This is a genomic window from Cryobacterium shii (assembly GCF_004402595.1).
In the GTDB taxonomy this organism is placed as follows: domain Bacteria; phylum Actinomycetota; class Actinomycetes; order Actinomycetales; family Microbacteriaceae; genus Cryobacterium; species Cryobacterium shii.
The window spans coordinates 1-15,334 of the sequence record NZ_SOFY01000040.1 but is presented as its reverse complement, the minus strand read 5'-3'; the positions used below and the strand labels follow the sequence as shown (position 1 = coordinate 15,334).

15 protein-coding genes are annotated in these 15,334 nt (G+C 70.5%); 2 read left to right on the top strand and 13 right to left on the bottom strand.

Annotated elements, in window-relative coordinates; genetic code table 11:
- Positions 1–7 precede the first annotated feature (7 nt).
- The 4 genes from E3O49_RS18735 to E3O49_RS18720 are packed head-to-tail and all read right to left on the bottom strand — an operon-like array spanning position 8 to position 3,107.
- Positions 8–820 (bottom strand): pseudouridine synthase, encoded by an 813-nt coding sequence (locus tag E3O49_RS18735; RefSeq protein WP_134365045.1) that lies wholly within the window; start codon positions 818–820, stop codon positions 8–10.
- Entirely contained in the window at positions 817–1,437 is a 621-nt protein-coding gene (gene scpB, locus E3O49_RS18730; RefSeq protein WP_134410132.1) for an SMC-Scp complex subunit ScpB, read from the bottom strand. The genes E3O49_RS18735 and scpB overlap by 4 nt, the downstream gene beginning before the upstream one ends.
- Positions 1,427–2,236, bottom strand: a complete 810-nt coding sequence (locus E3O49_RS18725) for a segregation and condensation protein A (protein WP_134365043.1) — start codon at positions 2,234–2,236, stop codon at positions 1,427–1,429. The genes scpB and E3O49_RS18725 overlap by 11 nt, the downstream gene beginning before the upstream one ends.
- Complete coding sequence (locus tag E3O49_RS18720; protein ID WP_420898193.1) at positions 2,220–3,107, bottom strand: ParA family protein; 888 nt, start codon at positions 3,105–3,107, stop codon at positions 2,220–2,222. Before E3O49_RS18720 ends, E3O49_RS18725 begins: the two co-directional genes overlap by 17 nt.
- Before the next feature lie 186 nt (positions 3,108–3,293).
- Here E3O49_RS18720 and E3O49_RS18715 point away from each other — a divergent pair, with 186 nt between their 5' ends.
- Positions 3,294–4,589 carry a glycosyltransferase gene (locus tag E3O49_RS18715; protein ID WP_241978591.1) on the top strand — a complete coding sequence of 432 codons (1,296 nt, stop codon included), beginning with the start codon at positions 3,294–3,296 and terminating at the stop codon, positions 4,587–4,589.
- On the top strand, positions 4,586–5,383 hold the full coding sequence (locus E3O49_RS18710) for a PIG-L deacetylase family protein (RefSeq protein ID WP_134365041.1): 798 nt from the start codon (positions 4,586–4,588) through the stop codon (positions 5,381–5,383). The genes E3O49_RS18715 and E3O49_RS18710 overlap by 4 nt, the downstream gene beginning before the upstream one ends.
- A gap of 94 nt (positions 5,384–5,477) precedes the next feature.
- Here the strand turns inward: E3O49_RS18710 and xerD are convergent, their stop codons facing one another.
- The 9 genes from xerD to E3O49_RS18665 form a co-directional block, all read right to left on the bottom strand.
- Positions 5,478–6,473: a site-specific tyrosine recombinase XerD gene (gene xerD / locus E3O49_RS18705; RefSeq protein WP_134410134.1), complete on the bottom strand. Its 996-nt coding sequence runs from the start codon at positions 6,471–6,473 to the stop codon at positions 5,478–5,480.
- Positions 6,474–6,607: 134 nt separating this feature from the next.
- Positions 6,608–7,285: an NUDIX domain-containing protein gene (locus E3O49_RS18700; RefSeq protein ID WP_370261363.1), complete on the bottom strand. Its 678-nt coding sequence runs from the start codon at positions 7,283–7,285 to the stop codon at positions 6,608–6,610.
- Between the two features lie 4 nt (positions 7,286–7,289).
- On the bottom strand, positions 7,290–9,032 hold the full coding sequence (locus tag E3O49_RS18695) for a CTP synthase (protein ID WP_134451324.1): 1,743 nt from the start codon (positions 9,030–9,032) through the stop codon (positions 7,290–7,292).
- Between the two features lie 44 nt (positions 9,033–9,076).
- Positions 9,077–10,774, bottom strand: a complete 1,698-nt coding sequence (recN, locus tag E3O49_RS18690) for a DNA repair protein RecN (RefSeq protein WP_134451314.1) — start codon at positions 10,772–10,774, stop codon at positions 9,077–9,079.
- Positions 10,775–10,783: 9 nt separating this feature from the next.
- Positions 10,784–11,704: an NAD kinase gene (locus tag E3O49_RS18685; RefSeq protein ID WP_134365038.1), complete on the bottom strand. Its 921-nt coding sequence runs from the start codon at positions 11,702–11,704 to the stop codon at positions 10,784–10,786.
- Positions 11,701–12,516: a TlyA family RNA methyltransferase gene (locus tag E3O49_RS18680; protein WP_134365055.1), complete on the bottom strand. Its 816-nt coding sequence runs from the start codon at positions 12,514–12,516 to the stop codon at positions 11,701–11,703. Before E3O49_RS18680 ends, E3O49_RS18685 begins: the two co-directional genes overlap by 4 nt.
- 41 nt (positions 12,517–12,557) lie before the next feature.
- Positions 12,558–12,740: a hypothetical protein gene (locus tag E3O49_RS18675; RefSeq protein ID WP_134365037.1), complete on the bottom strand. Its 183-nt coding sequence runs from the start codon at positions 12,738–12,740 to the stop codon at positions 12,558–12,560.
- 10 nt (positions 12,741–12,750) lie between these two features.
- Positions 12,751–13,782 carry an HAD-IIA family hydrolase gene (locus tag E3O49_RS18670; RefSeq protein ID WP_134402278.1) on the bottom strand — a complete coding sequence of 344 codons (1,032 nt, stop codon included), beginning with the start codon at positions 13,780–13,782 and terminating at the stop codon, positions 12,751–12,753.
- The coding region (locus tag E3O49_RS18665) for a hypothetical protein (RefSeq protein ID WP_244285268.1) at positions 13,757–15,334 on the bottom strand (1,578 nt) is incomplete at its 5' end. The genes E3O49_RS18665 and E3O49_RS18670, both read right to left, overlap by 26 nt.

Here is a 15,334-nt window from a genome sequence, read left to right as displayed (position 1 = left end):
GGCCGGCCTAGTTCTTCGTTTCGGCCCGCGACACGGTGAGCAGCTGACCGAGTTCAACCTTAGTCAAATCGCGCGCATCGCCGACCCGGAGGGTGCCGAGGTGCAGCGGTCCGAACTGGCGGCGCACCAGGTCGACGACGGGGTGGCCGACGGCCTCCATCATGCGGCGCACGATCCGGTTGCGGCCGGAGTGCAGGGTGAGCTCGACCAGGCTGAAGCCGTCGCCGGGAGGACTGGTCAGGATGCGGGCCTTGTCGGCGGCGATGGGGCCGTCGTCGAGTTCGATGCCGTTCTGCAGCAGCTGGATGGTCTGCGGCGACACGCGGCCCTCGACCTTGGCGATGTAGGTCTTCAAGACCCCGAACGACGGATGCGCGAGCACGTGTGCGAGGTCGCCGTCGTTGGTCAGGATCAGCAGGCCGCTCGTCATCGCGTCGAGGCGGCCCACGTTGAACAGGCGTTCCTCGAACTGGTCGGTGAACTCGCGCAGGTCGGGGCGGCCGCTCTCATCCTGCATCGAGGAGACGACGCCGACGGGCTTGTTCAGCATCACGTAGCGGCGGCTGGTGTCCAGCTGCACGGCGATGTTGTCGACCATGATCTGGTCGGAGTCGGGGTGGATGCGGCGGCCCAGTTCGGTGACGACCTTGCCGTTCACGCGCACGCGGCCGGCGGCGATCATGTCTTCGGACACGCGGCGGGAGGCCACGCCGGCGGAGGCCATGACCTTCTGCAGGCGCACGCCGTCGGCGGCGGCCTCCGGGTTGGTCGGCGTGCCCTGGGGCGGAGTCCCCGGTGTCTCCTGGTAGTCATTCGTCATGGCAGATCCTCAAATCCGTTGGCACCGTCATTGAGCAACGGCGATATATAGGGCAACTCGTCGAGCGAGTTGATTCCGAGCTGGGTGAGCAACAAGTCTGTGGTGCCGTAGTTGATCGCACCGGTCTCACTATCGGTGAAGGCTTCGGTGATCAGACCGCGGCCCAGCAGAGTGCGCACGACCGAGTCCACATTAACGGCACGAATCGAGGCTACAGCCCCGCGGCTGATCGGTTGCTTGTAAGCGATCACCGCGAGGGTCTCCAGTGCGGCCTGCGAGAGCCGGCTGGGGTTCTGGGTGACCACGAAGTCGGCCACGGCCAGGTCGTGCTCGGCGCGCACGTAGATGCGCCAGCCGCCGGCCACCTCGCGCAGTTCGAAGCCACGGCGCACGGTGCCGGCGAGGCCGTCGAAGTCGGCCACGAGCCGGTCCACGGCCGCGCGCACCCGGGGCAGCGGGGCGTCGACCGCCGCCGCGAGGTGCAGCAGGCTCTGGGGCTCGTCGGCGACCATCAGGATCGCCTCGAGGGTGCGTTCGAGGGCCGGCTCGACGGCATCCGTCGGCTGCGTGTTCTGCTCGGCCCGGGCTGGCTGGACGGCGTGAGCGTTACTGGTCATAGTCGGCTCCGAGGTTGGCGAGGGTGTCTTCACTCCAGGATTCGGCGCTCCAGTGCAGGCTGAGGTCGCCGAGCGGTTCGAGCTGGTCGAACGAGATCGCGCCGAGCCGGTAGAGCTCGAGCACGGCCAGGAAACGGGCGATCACCATGCCTTTTTGCGGGGTGTCGACGATCAGCTCGCGGAAGGTGAGGGTCTCCCCCGGGCGCAGCATCATTACGATCCAGGCCGCCTGTTCACGGATGCTGACCAGCGGCGCGTGCAGGTGGTCGAGCCCCACGGTGGGCAGCTCCCGCGGGGTGAGGGCCAGCGCGGCGAGGGCGCCGAAGTCGGCGAGGGAGAGGGTCCAGACCAGCTCGGGGGTCTGTTGCCGGAACTTCTCCTCGAGCCGCACCGCGCGCACGTGCCGGGTGGATTCGGTGTCGAGGTGCTCCTGGAACCAGAGCGAGGCGGTCTTGAACGCGCGGTACTGCAGCAGCCGGGCGAACAAAAGGTCGCGGGCCTCGAGCAGGGCGGCGTCTTCCGCGTCGACGAGCTCACCCTGGGGCAGCAGGCCGGCCACCTTCAGATCGAGCAGGGTCGCCGCGACGACCAGGAATTCGGTGGCCTGGTCGAGTTCCTCGGTCTGGTCGAGGCCGCGCAGATAGGCGATGAATTCATCCGTCACCCGGCTGAGCGAGATCTCGGTGATGTCGAGTTCGTGCTTGCCGATCAGGGTCAGGAGCAGGTCGAACGGGCCCTCGAAGTTGCCGAGGGCAACCGAAAATGTCTTCGGAGCGGCCGCGTCAGGCGACGGCGCCACGCTGGATCAGTTCCCGCGCCGCCTGCTTGTAAGCCTTGGCGGCCGCGTGCTCTGGCGCGAATTCGGTGATCGGCACCCCGGCGACGCTGGCATCGGGGAACTTGACCGTGCGGCCGATGACGGTCTCGAGCACGCTCTCGCCGAAGGCGTCGACGACGCGCTCGAGCACCTCGCGGGAGTGCAGCGTGCGGGAGTCGAACATGGTCGCGAGGATGCCGTCGAGCTCGATGGCGGGGTTGAGGCGGTCGCGCACCTTGTCGATGGTCTCGATCAGGAGGGCCACACCGCGGAGGGCGAAGAACTCGCACTCGAGCGGGATGAGCACGCCGTGGCTGGCGGTGAGGGCGTTCACGGTGAGGATGCCGAGCGAGGGCTGGCAGTCGATCAGGATCACGTCGTAGTCGGCGGAGATCTTGCGCAGCACCCGGGCGAGGATCTGCTCGCGGGCGACCTCGTTGACCAGGTGCACCTCCGCGGCGGACAGGTCGATGTTCGCCGGGATGATGTCGAGGTTGTGCACGGACGTCTTCTGGATGGCGTCGTGCGGGTTGACCGATCCGCTCAGGAGCAGGTCGTAGATGGTGGTGACGTCGTGGGTGGGCACGCCGAGACCGGCGGACAGTGCGCCCTGCGGGTCGAAGTCGATGGCCAGCACGCGGCGGCCGTAGCCGGCCAGCGCGGCACCCAGGTTGATGGTGGTCGTCGTCTTGCCGACGCCGCCCTTCTGGTTGCACAGGGAGATGATCCGGGCCGGGCCGTGACTGACCAGTGTCACCGGCTCGTCGAAGTCGCGCTTCGGGCGCCCAGTCGCACCGACTGGTACCTCGTCCAGACCGGGGAGTCGTACCCGGTCATCTTGCTTGCGCGCCACTGAGATGTCCCCGATCCGTCCTGCACCAATCACTGTGTTCGAGTGTACCGATTCACGGGGGCACATTTGGGCAGGGATCGCCGAAAAGGCCGGTCTGCCAGCCAAATCCGGGGGTAAATCCGCGTCTGGGGGGACGCTGTGAACCGGCACAGGGGGCGTCACAGGCTGGTGAGTTAAGATTTCACAGTGCCTCACCTCTCTGCGCCCGTCCCTGCGCCTCTCCGTATCGCGCTCGTCTGCCTGCACACCTCGCCGGGTGCCGAGCCCGGTTCCGGCGACGCCGGCGGCATGAACGTGGTCGTGCGACACCAGGCCGAGGCCCTCGCCGCCGCCGGGCACCAGGTCGAGATCCTCACCCGGCGCTCCTCGACCGAGCTGTCCGACGTGCAGCTGACCCCGGGGGTCACCCTCCGGTTCCTCGACGCCGGCCCGGCCCGTCCGGTTCCCAAGGGCGACCACGAGGGCTTCATCGACGCGTTCCGGGTGCGGATGGCCGCGCTGGGACCGTACGACGTCATCCACTCGCACCACTGGTTCTCCGGCATGGCGGCCCTGCCGCTGGCCCGCCTGCGCGGTGTCCCCCACGTGCAGAGCTTCCACAGCATCGCCGCGGACGAGTCGACGCCGCTGTCGGCCGGCGAACGCGCCGAATCCCCGGGCCGGATGGCCGGGGAGGCCTGGCTCGCCCAGACATCCGACGCCATCGTGGCGATCAGCGAAGCCGAGGCCGACACCGTCGTGCGGCGGCTCGGCGGGTCGCCGGACCGGGTTGCGATCGTGCTGCCGGGCGTCGACGGGACGCTGTTCCGGCCGACCGGGGTCGCTTCGGCGGCCGGGGTCGCTTCCCCTGCCGAGGTCACTTCCCCGGCCGGGGCCACCTCGCCTGCCGGGCGGGGCTACGCCGTCGTCGCCGCGCGCCTGCAGCCGCTCAAGGGTCTGGACCTCGCGATCGAGGCGATCGCGGCCGTGTCGGCGGAGCTGCGCCCCGAACTCGTGATCGCGGGGGACGCCTCCAGCGACTACGACGGGTACATCGACGAGCTGCAGGCCCTCGCGGCCCGCCACGGGATCGCGTCGGGCGTGCGTTTCGTCGGCCCGCAGTCCCGCGCCGACCTGGCCGGGCTGCTGCGCGGCGCCCGGGTGGTGCTGGTGCCGTCCCACTCGGAAACGTACGGCCTGGTCGCGCTGGAGGCTGCCGCCAGCGGCGTGCCCGTCGTCGCCGCCGCGGCCGGCGGGTTGCGTGAGGCCGTGGTCAACGGGGACACGGGGGTGGTGCTGGACTCCCGGGATCCCGAGGTGTGGGCGGAGGCGCTCACCGGCATCCTCTCGAACCCCGCCTTCGCCCGCCGGCTGTCCCTGGCCGCCCGGGAGCGGGCGGAGCACCTGGACTGGCCGCGCTCGGCGGAGGGTCTGCTGGCGGTCTACCGTTCGCTCGTGGGCCCCGGCGACGAGGGTTGGCGGCACACGCTCCTGAGCGCATGAGCGGGGCTGGCGGCGCTGCTGATTTTGACCGGCCGGGCTTCGGCGGGCCGGATTTTGACGGGCCGGGCCTTCTGGACGGGGTGGCGTCGGTGCTGTTCGTGCACGCGCACCCCGACGACGAGACCATTTCGACCGGCGCTCTGATCGCGGAGCTGGTGGCCCGCGGCATCCGGGTGTCGCTGCTGACCGCCACCCGCGGCGAGCAGGGCGACGTCGTGCCGGGGCCGCTGTCGGTGCTCGAGGGCACGGATGCGCTCACGCACGAGCGCGAGCAGGAGTTGCGGCGGGCCGCGGAGACTCTCGGCATCGCTGCGCGGTTCCGGCTCGGTGAACGTCCCGCGCGGGCCGGTCACCTGCAGCGCCGCGTCTACCGTGACTCGGGCATGAAGTGGATCCGCCCCGGGCTCGCCGGGCCCGCCGACGACATCGACGATGACGCCCTGGTGCGGGCGCCGCTGGCGGAGGTGGCCGCCGATGTGGCCGCGCTGATCGCGCAGCTTCGGCCCGACCTGGTGATCAGCTACGACAACGGCGGCGGCTACGGGCATCCGGACCATGTACGCATGCACGAGGCGACCCTGGCGGCCTGCCGGGCGGAGAGCGCACCGTTCGCCGAGGTCGTGCACGATCCGGCCCCGGACGCGGAGTGGTTCGCCCTCGACCGGCACCTCGCCACGGTGACCGCAGCCCTCCGCTGCCACGCCAGCCAGCTCACCGTCGACGGCGCGCACATCGTGCACTCGGGCGGGCAGCGCGAGCCGATCACCCTGGCCGTGGGCCTCCGCGCCCTCTGACCCGGTCTGCGCCGCTCCCACGGGGGCCGCGATAGTTCCCGTTCCGGTCGAGAGTGACCGTTACACCGGGCACTCTCGACCGGAACGGGAACAGTTAGGCGGGGTCTGGCCCCGAGGGCGGGATAGGTGAGACGGGCGGGACGGGCGAGGACGGGACCGGCGAGGCCGGCGGGACCGGCGGGACCGGCGGGACCGGCGGGACCGGACGGGCGCGGGGGTGCGCGGTCGTGTACATGTCGCGGAGGGTGTCGGCGGTGACCAGGGTGTAGATCTGGGTGGTGGCGACCGAGGAATGGCCGAGCAACTCCTGCACCACGCGCACATCGGCCCCGCCCTCGAGCAGGTGGGTGGCGAAGGAATGCCGCAGCGTGTGCGGCGACACGTGCCCCTCGAGTCCGGCCCGCTCGGCGGCGGCACGGATGATCAGCCATGCATTCTGCCGGCTGACCCGCTGTCCGCGGAGGCCGAGGAACAGGGCCGGAGTGGCCTTGCCTCGCCCCGACAGCAGGGGCCTCCCCCGAACCAGCCAGATGTCGAGGGCCGTGCGCGCGAAGCTGCCGACGGGCACGATGCGCTGCTTGTTGCCCTTGCCGGTCAGGCGCACGACGTCGGGCTCGAGCACGTCGTCCACGTTGAGATTGACCACCTCGGACACCCGTGCGCCGGTGGCGTAGAGCAGCTCCAGCAGGGCCTTGTCGCGCAGGTTCTGCACCTCGTCGCCGTCGGTCGCCGCGAGCAGGGCCGTGACCTGCTCGACCGAGATGGCCTTGGGCAGCCGGGTGCCGAGCTTCGGCGGCTTGGACTCGTGCGCGACATCCGTCTCGACCACGCCCTCCTCGAGCAGGAACCGGTGGAAGCCGCGCACCGTCGACAGGATGCGCGCGATCGACGCCGCCGTCAGCGGCGACTCCTCCCGGGAACCCAGGAACCGCACGAACTCGGAGATGTGCTGCGCCGTGATCCCGGCCAGCGCGGCGAGGTCGGCGGCGGCGAGCCAGCGGCCGTAGATCACGAGGTCGCGCCGGTACGCGGCGACGGTGTTGGCGCTCAGCCCGCGCTCGACCGCGACGTGCCGCAAAAAGGAATCCATGGCCGAAGCCACGGCCGGAGCAACCGTCGGAGTATCAGCCGGAACCACGGCTGAGCGCGCAGCCGCAGTCGCAGCCGAAGGCACAGCCGCTGCCGGCACCACAGCCGACTCCCCGCCCGCAGCCGCCGGGGCGGTCACACCTCGTGGTCCCAATTGGTCGGATGCCGCGGCCACGGCGTGTCCGCCGGCGCGAGGCTGCTCCACCCGCGGGCCCGGGCGGCGTGCGCGGCCAGGGCGCCGATCACGAGCGACGGGTTCTGCACCTTGCTCGCCAGGATGGCGTCGACGCACTCGTCAAGGGGAACCCAGCGGATCTCGATGTCGGCTTCCTCCTCGGTGCGCGCGAAGACGTCGTCGGCGACCGCCAGGCCGCGGGCCAGGTAGATCCGGATGACCTCGTTGCTGCCGCCCGGCGAGGTGTAGAACTCGCTGAGCATGTCCCAGCGGGTCGCCGTGAGGTCGGCTTCCTCGGCCAGCTCCCGCTGCGCGCCGACGAGCGGGTGTTCCCCGGCTTCGTCGAGCAGGCCGGCGGGCAGTTCCCACTCCCGCACGCGCACCGGATGCCGGTACTGCTTGATCAGGAGTACGCGGTCCTGCTCGTCGAGGGCGAGGATCGCCACGGCGCCCGGGTGGTCCAGGTACTCGCGGATGATGCCCGAGCCGTTGTAGCCGAAGGTGTCGCGGCGCACGTCCCAGACCTTGCCGTCGAAGACGATCTCGGTGGCCGTGACCGGCGCGAACGCGAACTCGTCCGCCAGCGCCGACGGGTCGGATCCGGTGGAGTTGTCGGCGCTGACCGAGGTCTCAGTCACGGCGTCAGACAACGGCCGGGACGTCGAGATCGTCGACGGCTTCGCCCGCCTCGACCTCGAACAGACGGCTCGACTGCTGGCGGTCCAGGGCGGCGCCGATCAGGCCGCGAAACAACGGATGCGCGTGGCTGGGCCGGCTGCGCAGCTCCGGGTGCGCCTGCGTGCCCACGTAGAACGGGTGCTCCGAGCGCTTCAGCTCGACGTACTCGACCAGATGGCCGTCGGGCGAGGTTCCGGAGAACCACAGGCCGGCATCCGCGATCTGGCCACGGAACGCGTTGTTGACCTCGTAGCGGTGGCGGTGGCGCTCGGACGCCTCGGGGGCACCGTAGAGCTCCGCGACGATGGATCCCTCGGCCAGGGCGGCCGGGTAGAGGCCCAGGCGCATGGTGCCGCCCAGGTCGCCGCCGGCGATGATCTCGACCTGCTCCTCCATGGTCGCGATCACGGGGAACTCGGTGTCCTCGTCGAACTCGGAGGAGGAGGCGCCGGTCAGACCGGCCTTGTTGCGGGCGTACTCGATCACCATGCACTGCAGGCCGAGGCAGAGGCCGAGCACGGGGATCGCGTTCTCGCGGGCGAACTTGAGGGCACCGAGCTTGCCCTCGATGCCGCGCACGCCGAAACCGCCGGGAACGCAGATGCCGTCGAGCTCGCCGAGCAGGCGGGCGGCGCCCTCCTCGGTCTCGCAGTCGTCGGAGGCGATCCAGGTGACGTTGACCTTGGTCTGGTTGGCGAAACCGCCGGCGCGCAGCGCCTCGGTCACGGACAGGTAGGCGTCGGGCAGGTCGATGTACTTGCCGACCAGGCCGATGGTGACGGCGTGCTTGGGCTCGCGCACGGCGTCGAGCACCTTCTGCCAGCCGGTCCAGTCGACGTTGGTGACGGGCAGGCCGAGGTGGTCGGTGATGTAGCGGTCCAGGCCCTGGTCGTGCAACATGGTCGGGATCTCGTAAATGCTGGGCACGTCGATCGCGTTGACCACGGCGTCTTCGTCGACGTCGCACATGAGCGCGATCTTGCGCTTGTTCGAGTCGGAGACGGGACGGTCGCTGCGCAGCACGAGCGCATCCGGCTGGATCCCGATGGAACGCAGGGCGGCGACGGAGTGCTGGGTCGGCTTGGTCTTCTGCTCGCCCGCGGCGGCCATGAACGGCACCAGCGACACGTGCACGAAGAAGACGTTGTTGCGGCCGAGCTCGTGGCGCACCTGGCGGGCGGCCTCGAGGAACGGCTGCGATTCGATGTCGCCGACGGTGCCGCCGATTTCGGAGATGATGACGTCGGGGCGCAGCTCGTCGCTGGCCTGCAGGCGCATGCGGCGCTTGATCTCGTCGGTGATGTGCGGGATGACCTGCACGGTGTCGCCGAGGTATTCGCCGCGGCGTTCCTTGGCGATGACCTGCGAGTAGACCTGGCCGGTGGTGACGTTCGCCGCCTGGCTGAGGTTGATGTCGAGGAACCGCTCGTAGTGGCCGATGTCCAGGTCGGTTTCGGCGCCGTCGTCGGTCACGAAGACCTCGCCGTGCTGGAACGGGTTCATCGTGCCCGGGTCCACGTTGAGATAGGGGTCGAGCTTCTGCATGACGACGCGGAGACCGCTGGCCGTCAGGAGATTGCCGAGGCTGGCCGCCGTCAGGCCCTTGCCCAACGAAGAAACGACACCACCGGTCACAAAGATGTGCTTGGTCGTGTCGTCGCGTGCTGAGCCGTCAGAGCGTGCTGAGCTGTCTGAATTGTCCGAGATTTTATTTTCCACCACGGGCTTCGACTCTATCACCTGGGTTCAGCCTAACGGTTGGAGTGGGCAAGGTTCATGAGTTCGCGCGCGTGTTCGAGCCCGCTTTCGGAGTCGGGCAGTCCCGACAGCAGCCGGGCCATCTCGGCTGCGCGTTCGTCGCCCTGCAGCTGGCGAACGCTGCTGGCGGTGACGGAGCCGTCGCTGTCCTTGACGACGCTGAGGTGGTTGCCGGCGAAGGCGGCGACCTGCGCCAGGTGGGTGACCACGATCACCTGCGCGGTTTCGGCAAGCCGGGCGAGTCGGCGGCCGATCTCGATCGCCGCGGCCCCGCCCACTCCGGCGTCGACCTCGTCGAAGACGAAGGTCGCCACCGGGTCGGTGGCGTTGATGACGACCTCGATCGCGAGCATCACCCGGGACAACTCGCCACCGGATGCCCCGCGGGCCAGGCTGCGCGGCTCGGCGCCCGCGTGGGGTCGGAGCAGGATCTTGACGAGGTCGCGCCCGGTGAGCGAGATCTCGGCCCGGCTGTCGACCTCGACGACGAGGGCGGCATTGGGCATCGCGAGGGCGGCGAGTTCGCCGGTGACGGCGGCCCCGAGCGACGCGGCCGCCGTGGTGCGGATGGCGGTGAGGCGGGCGGCGAGGGCGTCCATGGCGGCGCGGTCGGCGTCCGTCTCGGCGCGGAGGGCGTCGATCCGGTCGGTGTCGCTGTCGAGTTCGAGCAGCCGGGCGCTGCCGGTGTCGAGGAAGTCGATGGCTTCGTCGAGGCCGCCCACGTATTTTCGGGCCAGGGCGGTCAGCGCGGCGCGGCGTTCCTGCACGACCTCGAGTTCGCGGGCGCCGTCGGCGTCGAGGCCGGCGAGGTAGCTGGAGAGCTGTGCGGCGATGTCCGCGACCAGGAAGCCGGCGTTCGCGAGCGCCTCGGCCAGGGGCGGCAGGGCGGGGTCGTGCTCCCCGGCGCGCTCAAGCCGGCGTCGGGCGGAGTCCAGCAGGGAGACGGCGTCGGGCAGTCCTTCGGGGTTCTCTTCGGCGGAGAGCAGTTCCCGGGCCTGGGCGGCGGCGAGGCGCAGTTCTTCGAGGTTGCCGAGGCGTTCGGCCCGTTCGCCGAGCGCGTCGTCTTCGCCGCGTTGCGGTGCGACGAGTTCGACCTCGGCGATGGCGGCGCGCAGCTCTTCGGCTTCCAGCCGGCGCTGCTCCTGCTCGTCGACGAGACGGTCGAGGTCGGTCTGGTTGCCCTGCCACCGGTGGTAGGCGAGCTGGAAGAGGTCGAGGGTCTCGGCGAGGTCGGGGCCGGCGAACCGGTCCAGGGCCGCGCGCTGGGCGACGGCCGACCGCAGGCGCACCTGGTCGGACTGCCCGTGCACGACGACCAGGTCGCCGCCGAGGTCGGCGAGCACACTCGCGGGAGCGCCGCGGCCGCCCACGACGGCCCGGCTGCGTCCCTCGGCCGAGACCGATCGGCTCAGGAGGAGCTCCGGCCCGTCGAGGTCTCCCCCGGCGTCCCGCACGCGCTGCGCGACGGCGCCGTCGGCGGGGATCAGCCAGCGGCCTTCGACCCAGCTCTGCGTCTGGCCCTGACGCACGAGCCCCGGGTCGGCCCGGTCGCCGAGCAGCAGGCCCAGCGCGGTGACGACCATGGTCTTGCCCGCGCCGGTCTCCCCGGTCACGGCGGTGAAACCGGGGCCGAGCGGCAGGGTGGCCTCCCGGATCACGCCGAGATCCCGGATCACGAGTTCCTCGATCATGCGGAACCCCTATTCACGGCCGACCGGGCCTCTCCAGCCCGTCACGGGCAGGTTGAACTTGTTGACCAGGCGGTCGGTGAACGGGGCGACGTGCAGCCGGGCCAGGCGCACCGGGACGGGCGAACGGCGAACGATCACGCGCGACCCCGGCGGCAGGTCCTGCACGCGGCGGCCGTCCGCGCAGAGCACCGCGGCCCCGCCGGTGCGGGCGAGAACCTCGACCGCGAGCGACGAATCCGGGCCGACGACGAGCGGCCGGGCGAAGAGGGCGTGCGCGCTGAGCGGCACGAGCAGGAGGGCGTCGAGCGTCGGCCAGACGATCGGGCCGCCGGCCGAGAAGGCGTAGGCGGTGGACCCGGTCGGCGTGGACATGACCACGCCGTCGCAGCCGAAGGAAGAGAGCGGCCGGCCGTCGACCTCGATCACGACCTCGAGCATCCGTTCGCGGCTGGACTTCTCGACGGTGGCCTCGTTCAGCGCCCAGGTCTCGTAGATCACGTCGTCGCCGAGCTTGACCCGCACGGCCAAGGCCATGCGTTCCTCGACCAGGTAGTCGCGGGACAGGGCGCGGCGCACGGCCTCGCCGAGGTCGTCGCGTTCGCTCTCGGCCAGGAAGCCGACGTGGCCGAGGTTGATGCCGAGGAGGGGAGCGGAGCAGCCGCGCACGAGCTCGGCGGCGCGCAGGATTGTGCCGTCGCCGCCGAGCACGATGGCGAGTTCCAGTTCGGTGGTCTCGACGCTCTCGTGCAGGATCGCCAGGCGATCGGTGAGTTCTGGGCAGGATGCGAGCAGGTCGGCCCGCTCCTCGCGGGCCATCACGGGCGCCGCACCGGCGGCGAGGAGCTGCTCGCAGACGGTGACCGCGGCCTCCAGCGAGTCCCGGCGCCCGGTGTGGGCGACGACGAGGAAGTGGCGGGGTGCTTTGCTCATTTCGTCACTCCCACCAGTGCAGTCGTCTGCTCGATCCATTCTGTCGGATTGCTGCCTCCCGTGCTGGTCAGCCAGCACAAATACTCGCGGTTCCCGGCCCCACCGGCGATCGGCGAGGCAATCAGGCCGCGGGTGCCGAGGCCCAGGTCCCAGGCTGCCCAGAGCACCCCGGCGATTGCGTCGGCCCGGAGGCCCGGATCGTGCACGACCCCCTCACGGATGCTGCCCTTGCCGACCTCGAACTGCGGCTTGATCAGCAGCACGAAATCGGCGCCGGGCAGGGCGGTGGCCACCAGCGCGGGCAGAACGGTGGTCAGGGAGATGAACGAGAGGTCGCCGACGACGAGGTCGGCGCGCTGCGGCACCCCGCAGGCGGCCGCGATGGACTCGGCGGTGGCGTAGCGCAGGTTGAAACCCTCGACGAGCACCAGCTTCGGTTCATTGGCGAGCAGAGGCGCGAGCTGCCCGTGCCCGACGTCGACCGCGATCACCTGGCCGGCGCCGCGTTCGAGCAGCACCTGGCTGAAACCGCCCGTTGACGCGCCGGCATCCAGCACCGTGCGGCCGGCCACCGGCAGCTCGAAGACGTCCAGCGCGGCGATGAGCTTGTGGGCACCGCGGCTGACGTAGTGGTCGGTCGCCGCCACCTCGATGGTCTGGTTCTCGCGCACCTTCACGGATGCCTTGACCACCGGTTTGCCGTCGACCGTGACCAGCCCCGCCACGATCAGCTGCGCGGCCACGGTTCGCGACCGGGCCAGCCCGCGTTCGGCGAGGGCCGTGTCGAGGCGCTGCGGCTCAGGTTCGGGCATCTCGTCGGGTACAGGGGATTGGTCGGGCATCTGTCCCTCGGTCATGAGTTCGTCGATCGTGGAACGTCTCCACCCTCGAGGTGGTCGCGCAGCCGGTCGTGCACCTGCACGTACGCGGCTGCGCGCTCCTCCAGGGGCTGGTCATCGATCGCGGCGAGCTGGCCGACGAGTTCGTCGGCCAGCCCGTCCGCGGTCGAATCCTGGTTCACGTCGTCTGTTTTCACGACTTCAACGTTACCGTCCGAGATACAGTCGCTCCGGGACGTTGAGCCCGTAGATGGGGCGACCGGATGCCCAGATCACGGCGCAGGCGGCGCGGAGTAGGTTGATGGCGCCATCCCCCTCGGCCACGATCTGCACGTCGGCGCCCTGGATCCGCACCGTCGCCCCGGCGACCGTGGCGGAGGTGCCATCCTTGGAGAAGACGGTCTCCGGGTACGGTTCGTGCAGCTGGCGCAGATCGTCGAGGATGAACTGCGGCCGGGAGGTGGGGTCGGCGGCCAGGGCCTGCTTGGCCTTGTCGATGCCGGTGAGCACCAGTACGGCCGGGATCCCGGCGCGGTTGGCGCCGAGGATGTCCGTGTCGAGGCGATCGCCGATGAAGAGCGGCTGGGCGGCCTGGAACCGGTTGACCGCCTCCGTGAAGATGGCGACCTCCGGTTTGCCGGCCACGATCGGCAGACGCCCGACCGCGGTGTGCACCGCGGAGACGAGCGTGCCGTTGCCGGGAGCGATCCCCCGGGCGACCGGGATGGTCCAGTCGGTGTTGGTGGCGATCCAGGGGATCTGCACCCCGTCCTCGTTGGGGTGAAGAGCGAAAGCGGCTTCCGCGAGGTCCTTCCAGCCGAGTTCGGGCGAGAAGCCCTGAATCACGGCGGCCGGCTCGTCGTCGGCGGACCGGGTGACGACGAAGCCACCCTTTTCGACCTCGGTGACGAGCCCCTCTCCCCCGACGACGAGGATGCGGGATCCGGCGGGCACCTCGTTCGCGAGCAGCCGCACGGCGGCCTGGGGCGAGGTGACGACATCCGTCGCCGTGGCATGCAGGCCGAGCTCGGTCAGGTGCGCGGCGACGGACCGGTCGGTGCGAGACGCGTTGTTGGTGAGGTAACCGACCCGGGCGGTTTCCGCCGCCCGGTTCAGGCTCTCCACGGCGAACGGGATCGCCCCCGGACCGGTGTAGACCACACCGTCCAGGTCGGCGAGGACGACGTCGACGCCGGTCAGCGGGGTCACCGGCTCAGGCACGCGGCGACGCCTCAGCATCCTGCTCCGCCCCGTCGTCGGGGTCGGACGCGGAGTCGCCCTCGTCGTCGGTGTCTTCGTGGTCGTCGTCGTCTTCCTCTTCGGTGTCTTCGTCGTCGTCACTGTCGGCAACGTCGTTCTCGCTGACGTCGTCGCCGAGTTCAGTTCCCTCGAATTCCTCGTCTTCGTCGTCTTCTTCGTCGATCTCGAGGATCTCCATGGTTTCATCCAGGTCGGTCGTGCCCGAGACGGCCGAGTCGGCACGTTCGGCCCGCTCGTTCCAGAGTTCGGCTTCGTCTTCACGGCCGAGCTCGGCCAGAACCTCGGCGTAGGCGGCGAAGAGTTCGGCGCTGTAGGAGTACGCGGTCTTCGGGTCCAGCTGCGGGATCTGCAGTTCGCTCAGAGCGGCCTCGGTCTCGCCGAGGTCGAGGCGTGCGCCCGACATTGCGATGGCCAGGGCCACCTGAACGGATGCCGGCAGCGAGGAACGCTCGACGGAGCGTCCCAGCTCCAGCGCCCGGTCGGGGCGACCGACACCACGCTCGCTGTCGACCATCAGTGCCAGCTGGTCGTTCGAGCCGGAGATGCGACGGTAGGTGCGGAGTTCCCGCAGTGCGAGGGCGAAATCGCCGGTCGCGTAGGCGGTGATCGCCAGGCTCTCGCGCACCACGGCGATGCGCCCGGCCCGACGGGCGGCGGACATCACGTGGCGGTGGGCGAGTTCCGGATCCTCGTCGATGACGCGCGCGGCCATGGCCAGGTGGCGGCCGACGGCCTCCGCGTTGTCCTTGCTGAGGGTCTTGAGTTCATTGCGGGCGATCCGGTCCAGATCCTGCGACGTGATGTCGTCGGGCAGTTCCGGGTCGTCGTGACGAGGCCGCACGGAGCGGAGCTCGCGCTGCATGCGCTGCTCTTCGGTCATCTCCTCTTCGACGACGCGCGCATCGCGGTCGCCGCGGGCCGGAGCGCCGTCGCGGGTCCACAGCTTCTTGCCGGCGTCGCCGCGCGGTGCACCGGCGCGGTTCGGCGAACCGCCGCGCTGGGTCCACGGCTTGTCGCCGCCCTGCTGGGGGCGGTCACTGCGCTCGGGACGTGCGCCATCCTTGGTCCACGGCTTGCGCTCCGCGCCGCCGCTGGGTCGGTCGCTGGATCGGTCGGAGTTGCCACGGTTGTACGCAGGACGCTCGCCGTCCTTCGCCCACGGCTTGCGCTCCGCGCCGCCACTGGGCCGGTCGGAGTGGCCACGGTACGGAGGACGCTCGCCATCACGCTGCGGACGGTCAGAGTTCCCACGGTACGGAGGACGCTCACCATCGCGCTGCGGACGATCAGAATTGCCGCGGTAGGGGGCACGCTCGTCGCCGCCGGTGGGGCGCTCGGAATTGCCACGGTAGCCGCCCGTGGACGGGCGATCGGAGTTACCACGGTAAGGAGGACGCTCGCCGCCGCTGCTGGGACGCTCGGAGTTTCCACGGTAGGGGGCACGCTCGCCGCCACCGGTGGGGCGCTCGGAGTTGCCACGGTACCCACCCGTGGACGGACGCTCGGAGTTACCACGGTAAGGAGGACGCTC

Excerpts from the sequence above, each read along its gene's own strand:
- E3O49_RS18735 (WP_134365045.1), bottom strand. The coding sequence starts at position 820 with ATGACGAATGACTACCAGGAGACACCGGGGACTCCGCCCCAGGGCACG.
- scpB (WP_134410132.1), bottom strand. The coding sequence starts at position 1,437 with ATGACCAGTAACGCTCACGCCGTCCAGCCAGCCCGGGCCGAGCAGAAC.
- E3O49_RS18710 (WP_134365041.1), top strand. The coding sequence starts at position 4,586 with ATGAGCGGGGCTGGCGGCGCTGCTGATTTTGACCGGCCGGGCTTCGGC.
- xerD (WP_134410134.1), bottom strand. The coding sequence starts at position 6,473 with ATGGATTCCTTTTTGCGGCACGTCGCGGTCGAGCGCGGGCTGAGCGCC.
- recN (WP_134451314.1), bottom strand. The coding sequence starts at position 10,774 with ATGATCGAGGAACTCGTGATCCGGGATCTCGGCGTGATCCGGGAGGCC.
- E3O49_RS18685 (WP_134365038.1), bottom strand. The coding sequence starts at position 11,704 with ATGAGCAAAGCACCCCGCCACTTCCTCGTCGTCGCCCACACCGGGCGC.
- E3O49_RS18680 (WP_134365055.1), bottom strand. The coding sequence starts at position 12,516 with ATGCCCGAACCTGAGCCGCAGCGCCTCGACACGGCCCTCGCCGAACGC.
- E3O49_RS18670 (WP_134402278.1), bottom strand. The coding sequence starts at position 13,782 with ATGCTGAGGCGTCGCCGCGTGCCTGAGCCGGTGACCCCGCTGACCGGC.